The organism is Cupriavidus consociatus (genome assembly GCF_017814975.1).
Lineage (GTDB): Bacteria > Pseudomonadota > Gammaproteobacteria > Burkholderiales > Burkholderiaceae > Cupriavidus > Cupriavidus consociatus.
The window spans coordinates 72,158-93,389 of sequence record NZ_JAGIQA010000003.1 but is presented as its reverse complement, the minus strand read 5'-3'; the positions used below and the strand labels follow the sequence as shown (position 1 = coordinate 93,389).

Annotated in this window: 15 protein-coding genes; 3 read left to right on the top strand and 12 right to left on the bottom strand. The window is 68.1% G+C overall.

Going from position 1 to position 21,232, the window contains the following annotated elements; translation table 11 throughout:
- Window positions 1-2: 2 nt before the first annotated feature.
- The 5 genes from J8I82_RS05555 to J8I82_RS05535 all read right to left on the bottom strand — a co-directional run bounded on the left by J8I82_RS05555 (window position 3) and on the right by J8I82_RS05535 (window position 5,684).
- Window positions 3-1,634: an MFS transporter gene (locus J8I82_RS05555; protein WP_209755167.1), complete on the bottom strand. Its 1,632-nt coding sequence runs from the start codon at window positions 1,632-1,634 to the stop codon at window positions 3-5.
- A gap of 5 nt (window positions 1,635-1,639) precedes the next feature.
- Window positions 1,640-2,080 carry a DoxX family protein gene (locus J8I82_RS05550; RefSeq protein ID WP_209755165.1) on the bottom strand — a complete coding sequence of 147 codons (441 nt, stop codon included), beginning with the start codon at window positions 2,078-2,080 and terminating at the stop codon, window positions 1,640-1,642.
- 22 nt (window positions 2,081-2,102) lie between these two features.
- Complete coding sequence (locus tag J8I82_RS05545; RefSeq protein ID WP_209755163.1) at window positions 2,103-3,968, bottom strand: amidohydrolase; 1,866 nt, start codon at window positions 3,966-3,968, stop codon at window positions 2,103-2,105.
- Between the two features lie 89 nt (window positions 3,969-4,057).
- Window positions 4,058-4,879, bottom strand: coding sequence for an alpha/beta fold hydrolase (locus J8I82_RS05540; RefSeq protein ID WP_209755162.1), 822 nt, complete (start codon window positions 4,877-4,879; stop codon window positions 4,058-4,060).
- Window positions 4,880-4,997: 118 nt separating this feature from the next.
- Complete coding sequence (locus J8I82_RS05535) at window positions 4,998-5,684, bottom strand: hydrolase (RefSeq protein WP_209755159.1); 687 nt, start codon at window positions 5,682-5,684, stop codon at window positions 4,998-5,000.
- A 330-nt stretch (window positions 5,685-6,014) separates the two neighbouring features.
- Here J8I82_RS05535 and J8I82_RS05530 point away from each other — a divergent pair, with 330 nt between their 5' ends.
- From J8I82_RS05530 to J8I82_RS05520, 3 genes are all read left to right on the top strand, one after another.
- On the top strand, window positions 6,015-6,674 hold the full coding sequence (locus J8I82_RS05530; protein ID WP_209755157.1) for a response regulator transcription factor: 660 nt from the start codon (window positions 6,015-6,017) through the stop codon (window positions 6,672-6,674).
- Window positions 6,671-10,996, top strand: coding sequence for a trifunctional serine/threonine-protein kinase/ATP-binding protein/sensor histidine kinase (locus tag J8I82_RS05525; protein WP_284182942.1), 4,326 nt, complete (start codon window positions 6,671-6,673; stop codon window positions 10,994-10,996). Before J8I82_RS05530 ends, J8I82_RS05525 begins: the two co-directional genes overlap by 4 nt.
- Before the next feature lie 155 nt (window positions 10,997-11,151).
- Window positions 11,152-12,384: a TetR/AcrR family transcriptional regulator gene (locus J8I82_RS05520; protein WP_209755155.1), complete on the top strand. Its 1,233-nt coding sequence runs from the start codon at window positions 11,152-11,154 to the stop codon at window positions 12,382-12,384.
- 24 nt (window positions 12,385-12,408) lie between these two features.
- On the opposite strand, the gene J8I82_RS05515 is transcribed toward J8I82_RS05520, so the two are convergent.
- The 7 genes from J8I82_RS05515 to J8I82_RS05485 all read right to left on the bottom strand — a co-directional run bounded on the left by J8I82_RS05515 (window position 12,409) and on the right by J8I82_RS05485 (window position 20,808).
- Entirely contained in the window at window positions 12,409-13,509 is a 1,101-nt protein-coding gene (locus J8I82_RS05515; RefSeq protein WP_209755153.1) for an ABC transporter ATP-binding protein, read from the bottom strand.
- Complete coding sequence (locus J8I82_RS05510; RefSeq protein WP_209755151.1) at window positions 13,496-14,473, bottom strand: ABC transporter ATP-binding protein; 978 nt, start codon at window positions 14,471-14,473, stop codon at window positions 13,496-13,498. The genes J8I82_RS05515 and J8I82_RS05510 overlap by 14 nt, the downstream gene beginning before the upstream one ends.
- A 54-nt stretch (window positions 14,474-14,527) precedes the next feature.
- A complete protein-coding gene (locus tag J8I82_RS05505) occupies window positions 14,528-16,252 on the bottom strand; it encodes an ABC transporter substrate-binding protein (RefSeq protein WP_209755149.1) in 1,725 nt (574 codons plus the stop codon).
- A gap of 73 nt (window positions 16,253-16,325) precedes the next feature.
- A complete protein-coding gene (locus J8I82_RS05500) occupies window positions 16,326-17,264 on the bottom strand; it encodes an ABC transporter permease (RefSeq protein WP_209755147.1) in 939 nt (312 codons plus the stop codon).
- The gene (locus tag J8I82_RS05495; RefSeq protein ID WP_209755145.1) at window positions 17,264-18,220 is read right to left on the bottom strand and encodes an ABC transporter permease; all 957 of its coding nucleotides are present in this window, start codon (window positions 18,218-18,220) and stop codon (window positions 17,264-17,266) included. The genes J8I82_RS05500 and J8I82_RS05495 overlap by 1 nt, the downstream gene beginning before the upstream one ends.
- Window positions 18,221-18,438: 218 nt before the next feature.
- On the bottom strand, window positions 18,439-19,578 hold the full coding sequence (locus tag J8I82_RS05490; RefSeq protein ID WP_209755144.1) for an acyl-CoA dehydrogenase family protein: 1,140 nt from the start codon (window positions 19,576-19,578) through the stop codon (window positions 18,439-18,441).
- A gap of 45 nt (window positions 19,579-19,623) precedes the next feature.
- Window positions 19,624-20,808 (bottom strand): acyl-CoA dehydrogenase family protein, encoded by a 1,185-nt coding sequence (locus J8I82_RS05485; RefSeq protein WP_209755143.1) that lies wholly within the window; start codon window positions 20,806-20,808, stop codon window positions 19,624-19,626.
- Window positions 20,809-21,232 lie beyond the last annotated feature (424 nt).

Sequence of the window (21,232 nt, the reverse complement as noted above, 5' to 3'; positions counted from 1 at the left end):
GATCAGTTGCGCGCGGCGGGGGCCGGCGGCAATCCGACGCCGAGCAGGTGCCGCACGCGCGGCGGCTTGTCGCCGACATGGAAGCGGGTGACCTCGCGCTGCAGATCGGCATCGGCATGAGGCACGCGCTCGTGCTGGCGCAAATGCTCGGCCCACGATTCGACCAGGAACCACTCTGTCAGCAGCTCGGGGTCGGCCGGGTCTTCCATCACGCCCCAGTTGAAGGCGCCGTCGCGCAGCCGTTCCTCGGAAAGCTGGTGGATCGCGCGCAGGAAGGCGTCGCGGTCCGGCGCGCGGACGCAGTACTCGATCAGGATCATGACCGGGCCGCGGTCATGCGCGATATCGGCGGCGCCTTCGGGTTCGGGCCAGTGCCGTGCCGGTCCCAGGTCCTCTTCGCCGCGCGGCAGGCGCAGCCGGTGCAGCAGCAGCGCTGCCGCCAGCATGCCGGCCGCCGCCACCAGCAGCCCGCCGGGCGTACCCAGCGCCTGCGCGACAAAGCCCCACAGCAGGCTGCCTGCCGCCATCGCGCCGTTGAACACCATCTGGTAGACCGCCAGCGCGCGCCCGCGCACCCAGTTGGGCAGGATGGCCTGCGCCACGCCGCCCAGCGTCGTCAGCGCGATGATCCATGCCGCGCCCAGGAACAGCAGCAGCAACAGCGCGATCCAGACCGGCGGCGCCACGCATAGCCCGGCCATCACCACCGCGGTAGTGCAGGCAGACAGCAGCATCATCCCGTCGGCGTCCAGACGCCGCTGCAGCCGCGGCATGACCAGCGCGCCCAGGATCGCCCCGAGGCCGACCGCGCCCAGCAGCACGCCATAGAGGCCGGCGCCGCCTTTCAGCAGTTGCCTGGCCACCAGCGGCAACAGCGCCCAGATGCTGCTGCCGAAGGCAAAGTACACCGCGGCCCGCGCCAGCACGACATGCAGCTTGCTGTGGGCGCGGGTAAAACGCAGCCCGGCGCGGAACGCGCCCAGGAAATGCTCGCGCAGCGGGTCGGCGCCTCGCGCCGGGCGTTTCCACCACAGCAGCGCGGCGACCACGAAGACATAGCTGAGCAGGTCCATGCCATACGTGGTGGCCGCGCCGAACGCCGCCAGCATCAGGCCGCCGGCGGCCGGCCCGATCGCGCGGGCAATATTGACACCGAGCGAGTTGAGCGCGACCGCGCGCTTGAGTTCTTGCTGCGGCACCAGCTCGGGCACGATCGACTGCCACGTCGGCCCCATCAGTGCCGCGCCGATGCCGCCCAGGAAGGCCATGCCGATCAGGATCTCGATCGTCAGCGCGTTGCGCCAGGCCAGCATCGCCAGCGTGCCGCTGACCAGCGCCAGTCCGACCTGAATCGCGATCAGGAAGCGGCGCCGGTCGAGGATGTCGGACAGCACGCCGGCCGGGATCGCCAGCAGGAATACCGGCAAGGTCGCCGCCGCCTGGATCGTGGCGACCGCGGCCGGCGACGACGACAGGTCGGTGGCCAGCCACGCGCTGGCCACGTCGCGCATGAAGCTGCCGACGTTGCCGAGTATCGTGGCCGCCCACAGCACGGCAAACGTTGCCTGCGCCAGCGGCGCGAAGGTGCCGCCGTCGGCGGGTCGGGGAGGGGAGTGCGTTGCTTGCTCTGCCATCTTGGTCAGCCGATCCGGGTTGCGCGCTCGCGCAGGTCGTGCCAGGCCACCAGCAGGAAGCCGCCGGCCAGGCCCAGGTGTTCGAAGAACGCGTTGGTCATCATGAAGCGGGCTTCGGGTGGAACTTCCCAGAAGCGGTTGGCGATGAAGGTCGCGCCGACCGTGAACGCCGCCAGCGCCAGCGCGCCCAGCCAGCGCCGCCAGCCCAGCAGGATCATGGCACAGGCGCCCAGCTCGAGCACGATGGTGGCGATTGCCATCGGCACCGGCGGGTTCAGCCCGAAGTGCCGCATCTCCGCCACCGCGCCGGGAAAATCGGCCAGCTTGAACAGGCCGCCCTGCAGGTAGGCCGCGCACAGCAGCAGCAGGGCAAGCCAGCGTATCCAGCGCGGCAGCCAGGAGGCGTCCGATGGCGCCAACGGAAGGGAAGTCATCGGTTCGGGCATGGCCGGTCTCCGTTGGCTGCGGTCAGAAGGCCCAGCATGAGCAGCCCAGCGCGCCCCAGAATGTGCTCTCGTCCGAGGCCGGCACGCCGGCGGTCCAGGCCCTGGCGTGCGCATGGCCATGGACGCCGCACGAACTCGCGCACCCGCACGCCGTGTTCAGCGCCAGCTTGCGTGCTTCCGGCCGCGGCTGGTAGCCGCCCACGTGGCGTACCGGCGACCAGTCGGGCATCGGGGGAGGCAGCGCCGGCGACAGCTTGCTGAAATCGGCGTCGCCATAGACCACCTTGCCGCCCAGGATAGTCAGCACCGAGGTGATGTCCTGGATCTCGTCGCCGGGCACGCTGAAGTAATCGGCCGACAGCACCGCCAGGTCGGCGAGCTGGCCCGCCTTGATCTGGCCCTTCTTGCCGACTTCCGAGGAAAACCACGTGTTGGCCTCGGTCCACAGCCGCAATGCGGTCTCGCGGTCGAGCAGGTTGGCCTGCGGGTACATCGCCATGCCCCCCACGGTCTTGCCAGTGGTGAGCCAGTACAGCGACACCCACGGGTTGTACGATGCCACGCGCGTGGCATCGGTGCCGGCGCCGACCTTGACGCCTTTTTCCAGCATCTTCTTGACCGGTGGCGTGGCCTCGGCGGCGCGCGCGCCGTAGCGCTCGACAAAGTATTCGCCCTGGTAGGCCATGCGGTGCTGCACGGCGATGCCGCCGCCAAGCGCGGCGATGCGGTCGATGTTGCGGTCGGAAATGGTTTCGGCGTGGTCGAAGAACCAGTTCAGGCCGTTGAATGGGATGTCCTTCGCGACCTTTTCATAGACATCCAGCGCACGGGAGATGGTCTGGTCGTAGGTGGCATGCAGCCGCCACGGCCAGCGCTTTTCCGCGAGCAGGCGGATCACCGGTTCCAGGTCGGCCTCCATCGACGGCGCCATGTCGGGGCGTTCGACGCGGAAGTCCTCGAAGTCGGCCGCGGTGTAGACCAGCATTTCGCCGGCACCGTTGTGGCGGTAGAGATCGTCGCCCTGGCCCGGCCTGACCTTGGCGGTCCAGGTCTTGAAGTCGTTCAGTTCTTCCTTGGGCTTCTGCGTGAACAGGTTGTACGCCAGCCGCACCGTCAACTGCCCGTCCTTGTGCAACTCCTCAATGATGCTGTAGTCCTCGGGATAGTTCTGGTACCCGCCGCCCGCATCGATCACGCCGGTCACGCCCAGCCGGTTGACCTCGCGCATGAAATGGCGCGTCGAGTTCTTCTGGTATTCGGGCGGCAGCTTGGGGCCCTTGGCCAGCGTGGCATAGAGGATGGTGGCATTGGGCTTGGCCAGCAGCAGACCAGTGGGATTGCCGCGCGCATCGCGCACGATCTCGCCGCCCGGCGGGTTGGGCGTGTCCTTGGTATAGCCGACCGCGCGCAGCGCGGCGCCGTTGAGGATGGCGCGGTCGTACAGGTGCAGGATGAACACCGGGGTATCGGGCGCCACCGCGTTCAGTTCGTCGATGGTCGGCAACCGCTTCTCGGCGAACTGGTGTTCGGTGAAGCCGCCGACCACGCGTACCCATTGCGGTGCCGGCGTGCGCGCGACCTGGTCCTTGAGCATGCGCATGGCATCGGCCAGCGAGCGCACGCCGTCCCAGCGCAGCTCCATGTTGTAGTTGAGGCCGCCGCGGATGATGTGCATGTGGCTGTCGATCAGCCCGGGAATGCCGCGCCGGCCGTTCAGGTCCACGACCTGCGTCTGCGCGCCGGCCAGCTTCATCACTTCCTGGCGCGTGCCGACGGCGACGAAGCGTCCGTCGCGGATGGCCACGGCGTCCGCTTGCGGATTGGCCTTGTCGAGCGTGGTGAACTTGCCGTTGACGAGGATGAGGCTGGGTGCGGTGCTGGGTTGCATGCCGAAGATCTCCGGGGAAACAGCCGCGCCGAGCGCGGCCGCGGTGCCAATGAACTGCCGGCGGGTAAAACGGCCTCGCGACATCGAACTCAGCCCTTCAGGAAAGCGAGCAGGTCGGCATTGACCTGGTCCGCGTTGACCACGCACATGCCGTGCGAGGCGCCGGGGTAGACCTTGAGCGTCGCGCCCTTGACCAGCTCGGCGGCGCGCCGGGCCGAGGCGTCGATCGGCACGATCTGGTCGTCGTCGCCATGCAGGATCAGCGTGGGCACGTCGACCTTCTTCAGGTCCTCGGTGTAGTCGACCTCCGAGAATTCGCGGATGCAGGCGTATTGCCCGACGATGCCGCCGGCCATGCCTTGCGCCCAGAAGGCATCGATCGTGCCCTGCGAGACCTTGGCGCCGGGACGGTTGAAGCCGAAGAACGGCACTGCCAGGTCCTGGTAGAACTGCGAGCGGTTGTCGGCCACGCCCTTGCGGATGCCGTCGAACACTTCCAGCGGCAGCCCACCGGGGTTGGCGTCGGTCTTCAGCATCAGCGGCGGCACCGCGCCGATCAGCACCGCCTTGGCCACGCGTTTGGTGCCGTGACGGCCGATGTAGTGCGCCACCTCGCCACCGCCGGTGGAGTGCCCGACCAGCACCGCGTCGCGCAGGTCCAGCGCTTCGATCAGCGCGGCGAGGTCGTCCGCATAGGTGTCCATGTCGTTGCCCTGCGCGGGCTGGTCCGAGCGGCCGTGGCCGCGGCGGTCATGGGCGATCACGCGAAAGCCCTGGCGCGCGAGAAAGAGCATCTGCGCGTCCCATGCATCGGCATGCAGCGGCCAGCCATGCGAGAACACGACCGGCTGGCCCGCGCCCCAGTCCTTGTAGAAGATGCGGGTACCGTCCTGGGTGGTGATGGTTTTCATCGATCAGGCCCTTCAGAGTGCAGGAAGTAAGAGAAGTCACCTTGCCGGTGCCTGTAAGCAGGCCTGCGCGCCGCCTTGCTGGCCGCGCGCAAGCGGCGCTCATTGCCGGCTGCGGGGATCAGCGCGCGGGCACCGGCGCCACCGACTCGTGCGTCGTGGCGGTGCGCTGCGGCGCCTTGTGCACCATCGTGTAAGCGTAGTCGACGCCCATGCCATAGGCGCCGGAATGTTCCTTGACCAGTTTCATCACGGCGTCATACGTGTCGCGGTGCGCCCAGTCGCGCTGCCATTCCAGCAGCACCTGTTGCCAGGTCACCGGCACCGCGCCGGCCTGGACCATGCGCTGCATGGCGTAGTCGTGGGCTTCCTTGCTGGTGCCGCCGGAGGCATCGGCCACCATGTAGATCTCGTAGTTGCCTTCCAGCATCGCGCACAGCGCGAAGGTGGTGTTGCAGACCTCGGTCCACAAGCCGGCGACGATCACCTTGTTGCGGCCATTGGCCTTGAGCGCGTCGCGGACCTTCTGGTCGTCCCACGAGTTCATCGAGGTGCGCTCCAGCGTCTTCTGCTCGGGAAATACGTCGAGCAGCTCCGGATAGGTGAAGCCGGAGAACGATTCGCTTTCGACCGTGGTGATGGTCGTCGGGATATTGAAGATCTTGGCGGCCTTGGCCAGGCCGATGACATTGTTCTTCATGGCCTGCCGGTCCATCGACTGCACGCCGAAGGCCATCTGCGGCTGGTGGTCGATGATGATCAGCTGGCTGTTCTGCGGGGTCAGGACTTCGAGCTTGGGGTTGGACATGGTGTCGATCCTCGGGACAGGGGGTTTGAGCGCGGGCTTGCGGCGGCCGCCGGGATATGGGACGGCGAGGCGGTGCGGCCCGGATAAGAAGACTAGACGGCAAGCGCAGGAATCGCCATTGCATGTTGGTATTAGCCGGCTCCGGCGGCGATCGCGCCGGAAACGTGCGAGCCGTTTGGCGCCGGCGTGCGCCTGACTAACACGATGGTATGAGCCGCGTGTGACTTGTACATCGCCCCTGTGCCGGCATGGCGGTCATTGCCGATGGCGGCCTGCTGGTTATAATCCGCTGCTCGTGCGGCCTCGCACGCATGCACCGGAGATCAGACCGTGACATCCCCAAGCCTGGAGCCTGCCGACGACAAGGCCTGCGATGACGCGACCGTGCTGGTCGTCGACGACGATGCCGGCGTGCGCCATGCGCTCGGCAACCTGTTCCGCTCGGTCGGCCTGAGCGCGGTGCTGTTCGAGTCCGCCGCCGAGCTGCTCGCCTTTCCATTGCCGGATACGCCGTGCTGCCTGGTGCTTGACGTCAGGCTGCGCGGCCCCAGCGGCCTGGACCTGCAGGGCCGGCTGGCGCGCATGGGCGTGCCGCTGCCCATCATCTTCATGACGGGCTACGGCGACATCGCGATGAGCGTGGCCGCGATGAAGGCCGGCGCCGTGGACTTCATTCCCAAGCCGTACCGCGACCAGGACCTGCTCGACGCGGTGAGCGCCGCGCTGGCCAAGGACCGCCTGCGCCGCGAAGGCGCGCGCAAGGCCGACGAATTGCGTGCCACCTACGAGACTCTCTCGCCGCGCGAGGCCGAGGTCATGGGCATGGCGGTGTCCGGCCTGCTGAACAAGCAGATCGCCGCCGAAATCGGCATCAGCGAGGTGACGGTCAAGATCCATCGCGGGCAGGCCATGCGCAAGATGAAGGCGCGCACCTTTGCCGAGCTGGTGCTGATGGCACAGCAGTTGGGCCTCTGCCAGGTCGGTCAGTGACGGATCAGCCCGCGACACCGGCCCTGCAGGTCCCGGCGCGCCTTGTGGGGCGCGATCGCGAGATGGCGCTGCTGACCGACGCGCTGGGGCGCGTGTGCCTCACCGGCAAGTCCGAGCTGGTGCTGGTCGCCGGCGGCGCCGGCACAGGCAAGTCCGCGCTGGCCAATGCCTTCTCGTGCCAGGCCGCGGCGCAGACCGGCGCCCGCACTGCCGCCGGCAAGAGCGACCAGCTCCAGCTCGACATTCCGTATGCGCCAGTGGCGCAGGCCATCCTCGCGCTCACGCTTGGCTTGCTGGATGCGCCGCCGGCCACGCTGGCGCCGCTGCGCGAGCGCTGGCTTGGCATGCTGGCGGGCCAGGGCAGGGTGGTGGCAGAACTGGTACCCGAGACCGAGCAGGTACTGGGCCGCACCGCGCCGCTGGCCAACGTGCCGGCGCAGCAGGCGCAGGCCCGTGCGCATGGCGCGCTGCTGGCCACGTTTTCCGTCTTTGCCGCGCCGGGCCTGCCGCTGGTGCTGTTCTTCGACGACCTGCAGTGGGCCGACGCATTCACCGTCGCGCTGCTGGAAGCCTTCACGGTGCAGCGTCCGGCTGGCATCCTGCTGATCGCCGCGTACCGGGACCACGGCCAGGACGTCGAGCAACGCTTCTCGTGGCTGCTGCATGCCAACCGCAGCGGCGCGCTGGCGGTCACGCGCATCCCCGTCAGGCCGCTGGCTGCCGATGATCTGGCGGAGCTGGTCGGCGCCGCGCTCGATGAGCCGCCCGCGCGTATCGCGGCACTGGCGCACGCCGTACACGACAGGACCGCGGGTAATCCGTTCTTTTCCTACCAGTTGCTGCGCACGCTGGTCGACGACGGCGTACTGACCAGGCACGCCGGCGGCACCGGCTGGGACTGGCATGCCGCCGAGGTCGACGAGCAGCACTACACCGGCAGCGTCGTCGACCTGATGCTCCGACGCTTTGCCAGGCTGCCCCGCGCCGGTACCGAACTGCTGCAGCAGCTGGCTTGCGTGGGGCTGCGCGGCGATGCCGGACTGCTGGCCCGCGTGGCCGGCGTCAGCGCCGCACAGCTGGCCAGCCAGCTGCAGCCGCTGGTTGAGGCTGGCTTGCTGGTTCAGGTGCCGTGCGGCTATGCGTTCCAGCATGACCGCGTGCTGGAATCCGCGTATTCGATGATCGAGCCGCACGCGCGTCCCGCCGAGCACGCCCGCATCGCGCAGATCATGATCGAACACTGGCGCGGCCGGCTCGCGGACCATGCGTTCGAGATCTGCAACCAGATCGAGCGCGTGGCGGTGCGGGCCGGCCAGGCGTTGCCGATGCCGCAGCGGGTGGCCTTCGTCGAGGTGCTGCTGGTGGCGGGGCGGCGTGCCTGGCGCTCGGGCGCGATCGGGCAGGCGCTGCACTACATGGACACGGCCCAGGCGCTGATGCGGCCGGACTGGTGGGAAACGCACTATGGCCTGGCGTACGCCGCCAACCTGCTGCGTTGCGAATGCCTGCTGGCCCAGGCCCGGCTCGATGCCGCGTCGGAGGGCATCGATGCGCTGCTCGCTCACGCGCTTGGCGCGCTCGACCAGGCTGCCGTGTACCGTCTGCGCGCCAGCCTGCAGACCGTGCGCTCGGACTATGAAGGCGCGATCAACGCCGCATTGTCCGGGCTCGCGCTGCTCGACGTACACCTGGAGCGCGCGCCGTCCGCGCAGCGCATGCGCGACGCCCACGATGCCGTGCGCGCCGCGCTGGGCAAGCGGCAGATCGCCAGCCTGGCGTCCTTGCCCGCCACCGCGGACCCGCGCATCCATGCCGTGATGGGGCTGCTGTCCACGCTGATTTCTTCGCTGTTCGTGCGCGATGGCATCAGCTTCCTGCATGTGGCCAAGATGGTCGAGCTGACGCTCGACCATGGCGCCACGCCGGAGTCTCCGTATGGACTGTCATGGTTTGGCGTGTTTATCGCCAGCCTGTACGAGGCTTACGAGGACGGGCTGGCGTACGGGCAGGCGGCGATGGCGCTGATCGACCACCACGGCTATGAAGCGGGACGCATCGCGACACTGGTCGCCGTGGACCAGGTCAGCGCCTGGACCCGTCCGCTGTCATATGCCCTGAGCCTCGCGCAGCAAGCCGTGACACTGGGGCGCGCCTCCGGCGACATCGGCATGGCCTGCTATGCCTGCAACCATATCGCGTCCGACCTGCTGGTCATGGGAGAGCAGCTGTGCCTGGTGGCGGAAGAGATCGCGCGCGGCCTGGCGCTGACGCGCCAGGTCCAGTACCGGGACATCGAGCTGATCCTGCATTCGCAGCTGCATTTCGTGCAGCGGCTGCGCGTGGGCGATGAACGTGGCGAGGGTGGCGAAGGTGGTGAAAGCAGCGGCTGGCAGGAAGAAGCCGCACACTGCGGCACCGCCGCGCAGCGGCTGGCACGCAGCAACTCGCTGCCGACCCGCTTCTGGATCCACCTGTACGACGGCATGGCTGCGGTGTTCCTGGGGCAATGGGCGCACGCGGTGCACAGCCTGCGCCACGCCGAGACACTGATCTGGTCAGCGCCAGCGCATATCAACGTGGCCGACTGCCGCCTGTTCCTCAGCATTGCGCTGGCGCACGCGCAGGCACCGCAGGCGGCCGCCGACATTGCGGCACACCGCGCATGCTTCGCGCGCTGGGCAGCGCTCAATCCGCCGACGTTCCGCAACAAGCTGCTGCTGGCCGATGCCGCGCTGGCGCAGGCCGAGGGCGATCCGCTGCGCGCGCTAGCCTGTTACGAGCAGTCGGCCGAAACGGCAGCGGCGGCCGGCTTCGTGCATGAGCAGGCGCTGGCCCACGAACTGGCCGGCATGCTGTGCGCGCGGCACGGCCTGCATACGGGTGCCCGGCAGCACCTGGCTGTTGCGCGCGCGTGCTACCAGCGCTGGGGCGCCGAGCACAAGGCGACACTGCTGGCCGCGCAATATCCGCAACTCGATGCGCCTGCGGCCGGCGACACGCCGCCCACGTCCCCGCTCGCCGGGTGGGAACTCGGCAAGCAGGCCGCGCGTGCCTTGTCCAGCGAGATCGTGATGGATCGCCTGGTCGAGGGCCTGCTGAGCACCGTGATCCAGCACGCAGGTGCCCGCTACGGGCTGCTGGTGCTGATGCGCGACGGCGAGCCGATGATCGAGGCCTCGGGCCGCTTGCACGACGGCAGGGTGACGGTGGCACTTGGCTCGGCGCCGCCCACCGAGCACGCGCTGCCGCTGGCGGTACTCAACAGCGTGCTGCGCACGCGCCAGACGCTGGTGCTCGCCGACGCCATGGTCGACGCGCCGTCGATACGCACCAGGGCCGCCATCGACAGCGGGGTGCGCTCGGTGCTGTGCCTGCCGCTGGTGCGCGGACACAGCCTGATCGGCGCGGTTTACCTGGAGAACAACAGCGCCCCGGGCGTGTTCGGCGCGAACCACGTCGCCGAACTCGAGATGCTGGCGCCGCAGGTTGCGATCTCGCTGGAAACGGCGCGGCTGTACGAGCAGCTGATCGGCGAGAACAACCGCCGCGTGGCCGCCGAGATCAGCCTGCGCGATGCGCGCGCCGAGCTGGCCCGCACCTCGCACCTGACCGTGATGGGAACGCTGGCGGCGTCGATCGGCCATGAAGTCAACCAGCCGCTGACGGCCATTGTCGCGACCGTCGATGCCAGCGTGCGCTGGCTGAAGCGGCCGCAGCCGGAACTTGGCGAGGCGCTGGAAGGCTTTGCCTTTATCCGCCAGCATGCGCTGCGCGCCGCCGACATCGTGCGTGCGCTGCGCGCGCTGGCGCGGCAGGCGCCGGCGGTACTCGCGCCGCTGTCCGCGGACGAGGTACTGCGCGAGGTGCTGGTAATGGTGCGGCCCGAACTGGACGCGCACAACGTCAGGGCCGTGACCCGGCTGGCCGCCGGCGCCGCGCAGGTCGAAGCGGACCGCGTGCAGCTCCAGCAAGTGGTGCTTAACCTCGTCACCAATGCACTCGACGCCATGGCCGGCACGCCGGTCGAGCAGCGCGAGCTGCTGGTGGCTTCGTACCGCGAGCAGGACGAGGTTGTCGTCAGCGTGCAGGATCACGGGAGCGGCATTGCCGAAGACGTGCTGCCGCGGGTCTTCGATGCCTTCTTCACCACCAAGGACGACGGCATGGGAATGGGGCTTGCGATCTGCCGCTCGATCGTGGAGGCACACGGCGGTACGCTGGTGGCAAGGCGCCGCCGCAGTGGCGGCAGCGAGTTCATGTTCCGGCTGCCGGTGTTCCAGCCGGCGGCACCGGCAGGGCCTGCCGCAGCGCACGAGCCCTGAACGGCCGGCGCTTGCCCTACCAGCGATTTCATCCAATACGGTACGTGCGGCAAAGCGGGAACATCCCGATATCTCTCGCGCGAACCCCGCGCCTATAATTCCTGGCACCGTATCTTCGAAAAACCGGTTCGCCCATCCGCGCAACCGGACCGCCCATGCTCACGGACCAGTCGGAAGCCAGGCAGACCCGCCGTTATGTCGAAAAGCGCGAAGGCATCCTCGATGCCGCCGCGGCGCTGTTCAATCGCAAGGGCGTGCGCGGCACGACGCTGTCCGACGTGGGCCAGCTGGTAGGGCTGAACACCAACAGCATCACGTACTACTTTCGCAAGAAAGAAGACCTGGTGCTGGCCTGCCTGATGCGCACCATCGAAGAAATGCGTGGCCTGGCCGGCTCGGCTTCGCGGCACGGCAGCGCCGGCGAGCGCGTCGCCGCGTTTATCGCGCTGTTTGTCGCGCGGCTGGCGCGCACCGCGGCAGGCGAGCGGCCGGAGCTGATGAGTTTCCGCGAGATCCGTGCGTTGCCAGCGAGCCATGCCGACGTGGCGTTCTCGGCCTACAACGACATGTTCCGGCAGATCCGCGGGCTATTGCGCGATGCCACGCCCGCCGACCCGGCACAACGCAGCGCGCTGAGCGCTCGGGCCCACCTGCTGCTGTCGCTGACCAGCGGCGCGATGAGCTGGATCGAACGCTACGAACCCGCGGACTATCCCAAGGTCGCGCAGACGCTGGCGGATATCGTGCTCAATGGCATTGCCGCGCCCGGCACCGCGTGGCAGCCGGACCTGGATGCCGAAGCGCTGCTGCCGACGCTGGGCCGGCCGGAAACGACGCAGCAGGCGTTCCTGCGCGCTGCCACCGAGCTGCTGAACGAGCAGGGCTACCGTGGCGCCTCGGCGGACCGGATCTCGGCGCGGCTGAACCTGACCAAGGGCGCGTTCTACCACCACAACGAGAACAAGGACGACCTCATCTCCGCATGCTTCGACCGCATGTCGGCAGTGATCCGCGATACCCAGACGCTGGCCGACGAGATGCCAGGCACCGGCTGGGACAAGCTGTGCGCGGTGTCGCGCGCGCTGGTGCATTACCAGTTCTCCAGCCAGGGGCCGCTGCTGCGGCTGACCATCTACGGCGCGTTGCCGGAAGAGATGCGTGTCGCCAAGATGCAGGACATGGCCCGGCTGTCGACGCGCTTTGTCCGGTTCCTGGTGCAGGGCATGCAGGACGGTTCGATCCGGCCGCTGGACCAGTCGATCGCCGCGCTGCAGGTGCACGGCATGATCAACGCCGCGGTCGAGCTGCGCCGCTGGGTCCGCGACGCGACCTCTGACAACGCCGCCGATCTGTTCGTGCGGCCCATGATGATGGGCCTGTTGCGCTGAGCCGCGTTTGTTGCGACCCTCTATTCAGCCGTACAGGTGGCATGCCACCATCTGCCCGCCACCGTGGTCGCGCAGCACCGGTTCGGCACTGCGGCACTGGGGCATTGCCGAAGGGCAGCGCGTATGGAAGCGGCAGCCCGACGGCGGATGCATCGGGCTGGGGACTTCGCCCTGCAGCACGATGCGCTGGCGCTGGCGTTCGGCGCGCACGTCGGCCACCGGCACCGCGGACAGCAGCGCGCGCGTGTACGGGTGGCGCGGCTCGGCGTAGAGCTGGTGGCGGCTGGCGATCTCGACGATGCGGCCCAGGTACATCACCGCGATGCGGTCGCTGATATGGCGCACCACCGCCAGGTCATGGGCGATGAACAGATAGGACAGGCCCAGGCTGCGCTGCAGCGCCATGAACACATTGACCACCTGCGCCTGGATCGACACGTCCAGCGCCGACACCGGCTCGTCGCACACGATCAGGCTCGGTTTCAGTGCCAGCGCGCGCGCGATGCCGATGCGCTGCCGCTGGCCGCCCGAGAATTCGTGCGGATAGCGGTCGGCCATGTAGGGCAGCAGGCCGACCATGTCGAGCAGCTCGGCCACGCGCGCCTGCAGCGCGGCACGGTCGCCGGCCAAGCCATGCACCTGCAGCGGCTCGGCAATGATGTCGCGCACCTTCATGCGCGGGTTCAGTGACGCGAACGGGTCCTGGTAGACCATCTGCACGCTGCGGCGGAAGCGTTTTTCGCGCGCGCCGCTGAAGCCGGCCAGATCCTCGCCGTCGAAGGCGATCCGTCCCGCGCTGGCGGGCAGCATCTTCATGATGGCCAGCCCGGTGGTGGACTTGCCGCAGCCGCTTTCGCCCACCAGCCCCAGCGTCTCGCCGCGGCGCAGCGTGAACGAGACGCCATCGACCGCCCTGACCGAGCCGACCTGGCGCTTGAGCAGCACACCGCGCGTCACGGGAAAATGGACCTTCAGGTCTTCAACCTTGAGGATCACGTTGTCGGGCTGGGATGCCTGGCGCGTTTGGCAACTGGCCTGCGCTTCGGCGCTTGCGCTGCCATGCGTGTGTTCCGTGCGTTCCGGCGGCGCGACGCTGCGCGCCAGGGGCGTGTCAATGTGCGTCATGGAGGAAGCAAGCCTTGAGATGTTGGTCGGAAACCGCGCGCAGCTCAGGCGGCGCCTGCCGGCACTGGTCCTGCGCCAGCCGGCAGCGCGGCAGGAAGGCGCAGCCCGGGCCCAGCGCGGTCAGGTCGGGCGGCTGGCCATCGATCGGCACCAGCGGCTGGCTGGTGTCGCCGTCCAGGCGGGGCACGCACGCCATCAGGCCGCGCGTGTAGGGATGCGCGGGATGGCGGTACAGCTCGTCCGCGGCCGCTGTCTCCACCAGCCGCCCGCCGTACATCACCGCGACGCGGTCGGCATAGCGCGCCACCACGCCGAGGTCGTGCGTGATCAGGATCAGCGCCGTGCCGGCCTTCCGTGCCAGCCCCTTCAGCAGATCCAGGATTTGCGCCTGCACGGTGACGTCGAGCGCGGTGGTCGGTTCGTCGGCGATGATCAGCTTCGGCTTGCAGGCCAGCGCCATCGCGATCATCGCGCGCTGGCGCATGCCGCCCGAGAACTGGTGCGGATAGGCATGGACCCGGCTGCGCGGCTCCGGGATCTGCACCTGCGCCAGCAGTTGCGCGGCCTCTTCGTAGGCGTCGCGCCAGGCGCGGCCCTGGTGCACGCGGATCGGCTCGGCGATCTGCTTGCCCACGGTCAGCGCCGGGTTCATCGACGACATCGGCTCCTGGAACACCATCGCGATGCGGTTGCCGCGGATGGCGCGCATGGCCGCCGGCCTGAGCTTGAGCAGATCCTGTCCTTCGAAGCGGATCTCGCCGGCCTCGATTACGCCGGGCGGCTGCGGGATCAGGCCGAGGATGGACAGCGCGGTCACGCTCTTGCCCGAGCCCGACTCGCCGACGATTGCCAGCGTTTCGCCGGCGGCCACGTCGAACGAGACCCGGTCCACCGCGGTGACCACGCCGCGGTCGGTGCGAAAGCGCGTGGTCAGGTTTCTTACCTGCAGGATTGGGGCTGCCATGGTTGCTTTCCGGTCGACAGTGCGGGTTGACGGTGCAGATTGACGCTGCGCAGGTCAGAAGCCGAGCTTCTTCTTCATCTCCTGGTCGATCCAGGCGCGGGCATAGATGGGCCCGTTGCGCACGGCACCGGCGCGCAGTTCGCCGTCGTAGTTCTTGACCCACGGCCACCACGCGGTGAACAGGTAGGGCGTCGGCAGCCAGATATACGGCGCCTCGGCCAGGATGTCGCGGGTCATGGCGCGCAGCGCTTCCTGGCGCTTGCCCAGGTCCCGCATCTGGAAGGCCTGGTTGACGCGGGCATCGAACCTGGGGTCGTTCCACTGCGAGGCGTTCCACACCTGTCCCGCGACGAAGCTCTTGCGGATCGTCGTGGTCGGGTTGGTATGGCCGTTGCTCATCATGTAGCCCGGCGCATTGGTCTTGGTGGTCATCGCCGACAGGAAGGCGCCGTACTCCATCGGCTGGATTTCGATGCGCACGCCGACCTGCTCCAGGTACGCGCCGATCAGCGGCAGCATTTCCATATGGTCCTGGCTGCAGGCGCAGACCTGCACCTTGAACTTGAAGCCCTTCGGGTAGCCAGCCTCGGCCAGCAGCTTCTTTGCCTTCTCCGGGTTGTAGGTGAACAGCTCCTTGACCGCTTCCGGCATCGCGCTCAGTGGCTCGAAATAGCCGGTGTAGTCCGGGTGCTGCGGATAGGCAAACAGCTCGGCATTGCCGCCGTAGTACTGCTTGACGATTTCCTGCTTGTTCACCGCCATGTTCAGGGCGCGGCGCACGCGGATATCGTTGAACGGCTTGGTGTCGACGCGCAGTGCCAGGTACTGCCCGGTGTAGGACAGCCAGCGCGACCACTTGAGCTGCGGCGCGCTCTTCTTCAGTTCATCGACTGCGGTCCAGCGCACCATTTCCAGCACGTCGAGCTTGCCGGTGCGCAGCATGGTGTTGCGGGTAGCCTCGTCCTTGACGGTGCGCAGCACGACCTTGTCGGCAAAGGGCAGCTTGTAGTCCTTGCCGCCGATCTTCTCGGTGTCCCAGTACTGCGCGTTCTTTGCATACGTGCTGGAATTGCCCTGCACGAACTGGCTCAGCGTGAACGGGCCGGAGCCGGTGACGTTCTTCCAGTTCGCGGCGCCCGCGGTGGCAACCTCCCTGGGCATGATGCCGGAGTAGTAGCCCCAGCCGAAGCGGTAGTCCCATTCCGCATTGAATTCCTTGAAGCGGAACACGACCGTATGCTTGTCCACGGCCTCGACCTTGCTCAGGTGGTCGAAGTAGGTGGGAATCTTCTTGGCGCTGGCGTTCTGCCGGCTGTAGCTGAACACTACGTCCTCCGCGGTCAGCTCGCGCTCTTCCATCACGCCGGGCTTGGCCGGGAAGCGTACGTTCTTGCGCAGCCTGACTTCTAGCGTGAGCGGGTCGGTCCATTTCCAGCTTTCGGCGAGTTCGCCGCGGATGGCATCCTCGGGGAGCCAGGCGTCGGCCTGGAAGGCGTACTTGCCGCCGTTGCGGCGGGCCTTGGACAGATCGGCGGCGAAGAGCTGCTCATAGACCTGGCCGGTATCGTAGTTCTGCTTCCAGTTCCAGTCGCCCAGGTCCCACGACAATGCCGAGATGGTGGGATAGACCGAGCCGACTTCGATGGTGCCGCCATACTTCGGCGCTTCCGCCTGCGCGGCCGCCGTGCCGCAGGCGAAGGCCGCGGCCATTGCCGTCGCCGCCATCGCCAGGGTTGCCCGCCTCGTCATCCTGCCGTCCGTCTTCACGCTGCGCACCATCGTCTGCTCCTTTGGGGATCATGATGTGCCGGCTCGATACCCGATACGCCGGCCGCTCGTCAATCTGCTGTTCTCAGCGGCTGCCGCGCATGCGCGGGTCGAGCAAATCGCGCAGGGCATCGCCATAGACGTTGATCGCATAGACCACGATCGTCAGGCAGGCGCCCGGCGCCAGTGCCAGCCACGGGCCCTGGAACATGAAGGTGCGGCCGTCGCCCGACAGCATCCCGCCCCAGGTAGGGGCCGGCGGCGGCACGCCAAGACCGAGGAAGGACAGCCCCGACTCGGCCAGGATCGCGGTACCGACGCGCGTGGTGAACAGCACGATCACCGGCGGCAGCACATTGGGCAGGATATGGCGCCACAGGATGCGGCCGGTCGACGCCCCCATCGACTGCGCCGCATGCACGTACATGTTCTCGCGCACCGACACCACAGCGCTGCGCACGATGCGCGAGCCGCCGATGCCAAGCAGCAGGCCCAGCGTGCAGACGATCTGCCAGCTGCCCGGGCCCAGCACCGACACCACCACGATCAGGATCACCAGGTCGGGAAAGCTCATCCACGCATCGACCATGCGCTGCACCACCAGGTCGAACTTGCCGCCCAGGTAGCCGGTCAGGATGCCCAGCACCAGCGAGATCGCCGTGGCCAGCGTCGCCGCCGACAGCCCGATCACCACCGACAACCGGGCGCCGTACAGGCAGCGCGAGAACATGTCGCGGCCAAGGTTGTCCGTGCCGAACGGATGCGCCCACGAGGGCGGCTGCAGCCGCGCCATCATGTTGATCTCGTTCATGCCATATGGCGCCAGCAGGTCGGCGAACACGCCGCAGAACAGGAACACCGCGCAGATCACCGCGCCGGCGGCGCCCAGCGGCTTGTCGCGGAACAGCCGCCGCAGCAGCGCAAAGCGGGGCTGTCGTTGCCGGGCGGCGCGGGGCGGGGCGCCAGGCAGCGTGGCGGGAAGGGTGGCGGAAGCGGCTTGCGGATCGACGGTGGGGTGTGCCATCAGCGGTGCCTCACTTTGGGGTCGAACAGGCCGTAGCTCAGGTCGACGAGCAGGTTGATCAGCATCACCGCGACGCCGACCACGAGGAAGACGCCGGTGATCAGCGGATAGTCGCGCTGGTGCACGGCATCGAGCAGCAGCAAGCCCATGCCCGGCACGACGAAGATCTGCTCGATCACCACGGCACCGCCGATCAGCAACGGCGCCTGCAGGCCGATCAGCGTCACCACCGGAATCAGCGCATTGCGCAGCGCATGCCGCAGGATCACCAGCGGCTCGTTCAGGCCCTTGGCCCACGCGGTGCGGATATAGTCCTGGCGCAACACCTCCAGCATCATGGTCCGTGTCATGCGCATGGTGATCGCAGACAGCGCCATGCCCAGCACGATGGCCGGCACCAGCATCTGCCTGACATGCTGCACCGGGTCTTCCAGGAAGGGGACATAGCGCACTTCCGGCGACCAGCCCCACCACACCGACGGGAACACCATCACCATCGTGCCCAGCCAGAAGCTGGGCACCGCCAGCATCAGGATCGAAAAGGAACGCGCCACATAGTCCGCCGCGGTGTCCTGGCGGATCGCCGACAGCACGCCGATCGGCAGGGCCACCGTCAGCGCCACGGCCAGGGCCAGCACGCCCATCGAGAAGGTCGCGGGGATGCGCGCCATCACCATCCTCAGCACCGGCTCGCCTTGCCACAGCGACTGGCCCAGGTCGCCATGCAGCACGATATTGCCTACCCAGTGCAGGTACTGCTCCCACATCGGACGATCGAGGCCGAGCGCGCGGACCAGGTCTTCGCGGGTGCGCGTGTCGGCGCTGATGTCGTTCTGGCTCAGCATCAGGTCGACCACGTCGCCCGGCACCAGCCGCACGATGGCGAACACGATGATGCTGGCGAAGACCAGCGTCGGCAGCAGCGCCAGCAGGCGGCGCAGGAGATAGGCGCTCATTGCCGGCCTCCGTGCGGATGCCGGCAATGCTGCCTGACGCCAGCCGTTGCGGTCGCAATCGGGAATACGGGTGCCCAGGGACTTGCCGACATGCTGCCTCCTTGCTGGCGGTCGGGCCGGTGCGGGCGCGTGGCGCCGCAATCCAGACGTCCGTTGCCGCCTCGGTGTTGCGTGATGTCCTGCAGGCCCCTCCGGACGGGGCCGCCTGTGTCAGTCGCTCAGTAGCCGCGCAGCGTGGCCCAGCGGTCGAGCTGCCAGTTGGCGTCGCCCAGCCATTCCTGCGCGGTGCGGGCGCGCTTCATGAAGAAGCCGATATCGAATTCGTCGGTCATGCCGATGCCGCCGTGCATCTGCACGCCTTCCTGCACCGCCAGCGTGGCGGTATCGCCGGCCTTGGCCTTGGCCACGCAGACCAGCGGCTCGGGGCCATCGGCATGGCCTTCGTCGAGCCGCTGCTGGCAACGCAGCACGGCGGCGCGGGCGAGTTCGATCTCGGCGAAGAGGTGCGCGGCGCGGTGCTGCAGTGCCTGGAATTCGCCAATGGCCTTGCCGAACTGCCTGCGCTCCTTCAGGTAGGCCAGCGTGCGCGCGAAGCTGGCATCGGCAATGCCGAGCAGCTCGGACGACAGCACCGCACGGGCGATGTCAAGCACGCGCTCCAACATTTGCGCGCCGCTTCCCGGGTTGCCCAGCAGCGCATCGTCCGGCACCCTGGTGGCGTCGAAGGTGATGCGCGCGGCGTTGGTGGCATCGGCCAGCACGCAGCGCTCCACCTGTACGCCGGCATGGTCGCGCGGGACCAGGAACAGCGAGACGCCGTCGCTCGCGCCGGCGGCGCCCGTGCGCGCGGCGACCACCAGCGTATCGGCCACATGGCCGTCGACCACGAAGACCTTGCTACCATCGAGCACATAGCCGTCCGCATCGCGCCGTGCCTGCGTGGCGATGCGCTCGGGGCGGTGCCGGGCGGTTTCATCCAGCGCCAGCGCCATCAGGTGCCGGCCCGCGGCGATCTCTGGCAGCAGCGCGCTGCGCTGGCCTTCGTTGCCATATAAGCCGACCAACGCGGCGCCGAGCACGGCGGTGGACAGGAAGGGCAGCGGCGCCAGCGTGGTGCCGATCGCTTCGGCGATCACGCCGGCCTCGACCGCGCCGAGGCCGCTGCCGCCGTAGGCCTCGTCGATCATCACCCCGGCAAAACCGAGCGCCGCGCAGTGCAGCCAGAGCTCGCGCGAGAAGCCCACGGGGTCGCGGGTGTCGCGCAGCGTGCGCAGCGCGGAGATCGGGGCGTTCTCTTGCAGGAACGTCATGGCGCTGTCGCGCAGCATCTCCTGCGTGTCGGTCAATACGATAGGCATGGCGGCGTCTGGCAGATGTGGGGTCGTGAAGGGTTGCGCGGCGGCTCAGGCGCCGGGCAGGCCGAGCAGGCGCTTGGCGACGATATTGAGCTGGACCTCGCTGGTGCCACCCTCGATCGAATTCGCCTTGGTGCGCAGCCAAGCCCGCGCCAGCGCACCTTCCTGGCTGCGCGGGCCTTCCCATTCGAGGGCATCGGTGCCGCCTGCCGACATCAGCAGCTCGTAGCGCCGCTTGTTCAGTTCCGCGCCGTAGTACTTCAGTACGGACGAGAACGCGGCCATGCCTTCGCCTTGCCGCGCCAGGTCGCGGGCGCGCTCGCCGGCCGCGGCGAAGGCGGCCTCGTCGACCTCGAAGCGGGCGATCTGCGCGCGCAGCATCGGGTCGTCGAGCCGATGGCGCTCGTCGACGCCGATCACCCTGGCGGCATGACGTCCCAGCGGCTGGCGGAAGCCGCGGCTGCCGATCGCGCTGATCATCTCGCGCTCATGCGTCAGCAGGTACTTGGCGATAGCCCAGCCGCCGTTGAGGTCGCCAACGAGCTGGTGGCGCGGCACCTTGACGTCGTCGAAGAAGGTCTCGCAGAAGGGCGACTTGCCGGAGATCAGCACGATCGGACGGGTCGAGACGCCCGGCGACGCCATGTCGAACAGCAGGAAGCTGATGCCGGTGTGCTTCTGCGCCGCGAAGTCGGTGCGCACCAGGCAGAAGATCCAGTCGGCCTTGTCGGCATACGACGTCCAGATCTTCTGGCCGTTGACCACAAAATGGTCGCCGCGCTCTTCGGCGCGCGTCTGCAGCGCGGCCAGGTCAGAGCCGGCGTTGGGCTCGGAATAGCCCTGGCACCAGCGGATCTCGCCGCGCGCAATCCTGGGCAGGTGCTCGCGCTTCTGCGCCTCGGTGCCATACTTCAGGAGTGCGGGCCCGAGCATGGAGATGCCGAAGCTCTGCAGCGGCACGCGGCAATTCAGCCGCTCCATCTCGGCGCGCAGCACCCGTGCCTCGGCCGCGCTCAATCCGGCGCCGCCATACTCGCGCGGCCATTCCGGTACGGTCCAGCCCTGCTCGGCCATCCGCTGCAACCACAGCCGCTGCGCTTCCGACTGGTAGCGGAACTTGCGGCCGCCCCAGCAGATGTCTTCCTCGTCCTGCATCGGCAGGCGCATTTCAGGGGGGCAATTGGCCTCCAGCCAGGCGTGTGCCTGCTGCCGGAACGTTTCCAGTGCGTCCAAGCTCGTCTCCTTGTTGTGCGCCTGTGGGCCCGTGTCCTGCGCTGTCGCCTGGCGGCCGGCTGGATCAGGGGCACTGCATCAGCAGTCCCGTTTTTCGAAAAACGGCGACAGCGACGCAGCGGCAGGAACTTTTATACAAGCCGCATCTGGCATCGTCAATACTCCAAAACCTAAACGGGGCGACAGCGCGGCTGCCATCCCGAACCGGAGCGGGCGGCGGAGAGCGGATCGTGGCAGCCACTGCCAAGGCGTGGGGACTAATGCAGCGCAGCAAATCTCCGGCAAATATGCGGGATTTTCATGGCATATATGATCGAAAGCGCAGGGCCTTTGCCGCATTGCCGGTTTCCCGGCCGGAGTCGCGTCCTCGCTGCCGGTGCCGGCTTGTCGCGTCGATGCCGGAAATTCGAAGCTTCGCCATATC

Coding starts and splice junctions, on each gene's coding strand:
- J8I82_RS05555 (WP_209755167.1), bottom strand. CDS start 1,634: ATGGCAGAGCAAGCAACGCACTCCCCTCCCCGACCCGCCGACGGCGGC.
- J8I82_RS05550 (WP_209755165.1), bottom strand. CDS start 2,080: ATGCCCGAACCGATGACTTCCCTTCCGTTGGCGCCATCGGACGCCTCC.
- J8I82_RS05540 (WP_209755162.1), bottom strand. CDS start 4,879: ATGAAAACCATCACCACCCAGGACGGTACCCGCATCTTCTACAAGGAC.
- J8I82_RS05515 (WP_209755153.1), bottom strand. CDS start 13,509: ATGACGCACATTGACACGCCCCTGGCGCGCAGCGTCGCGCCGCCGGAA.
- J8I82_RS05490 (WP_209755144.1), bottom strand. CDS start 19,578: ATGCCTATCGTATTGACCGACACGCAGGAGATGCTGCGCGACAGCGCC.
- J8I82_RS05520 (WP_209755155.1), top strand. CDS start 11,152: ATGCTCACGGACCAGTCGGAAGCCAGGCAGACCCGCCGTTATGTCGAA.
- J8I82_RS05510 (WP_209755151.1), bottom strand. CDS start 14,473: ATGGCAGCCCCAATCCTGCAGGTAAGAAACCTGACCACGCGCTTTCGC.
- J8I82_RS05505 (WP_209755149.1), bottom strand. CDS start 16,252: ATGGTGCGCAGCGTGAAGACGGACGGCAGGATGACGAGGCGGGCAACC.
- J8I82_RS05500 (WP_209755147.1), bottom strand. CDS start 17,264: ATGGCACACCCCACCGTCGATCCGCAAGCCGCTTCCGCCACCCTTCCC.
- J8I82_RS05535 (WP_209755159.1), bottom strand. CDS start 5,684: ATGTCCAACCCCAAGCTCGAAGTCCTGACCCCGCAGAACAGCCAGCTG.
- J8I82_RS05495 (WP_209755145.1), bottom strand. CDS start 18,220: ATGAGCGCCTATCTCCTGCGCCGCCTGCTGGCGCTGCTGCCGACGCTG.
- J8I82_RS05545 (WP_209755163.1), bottom strand. CDS start 3,968: ATGCAACCCAGCACCGCACCCAGCCTCATCCTCGTCAACGGCAAGTTC.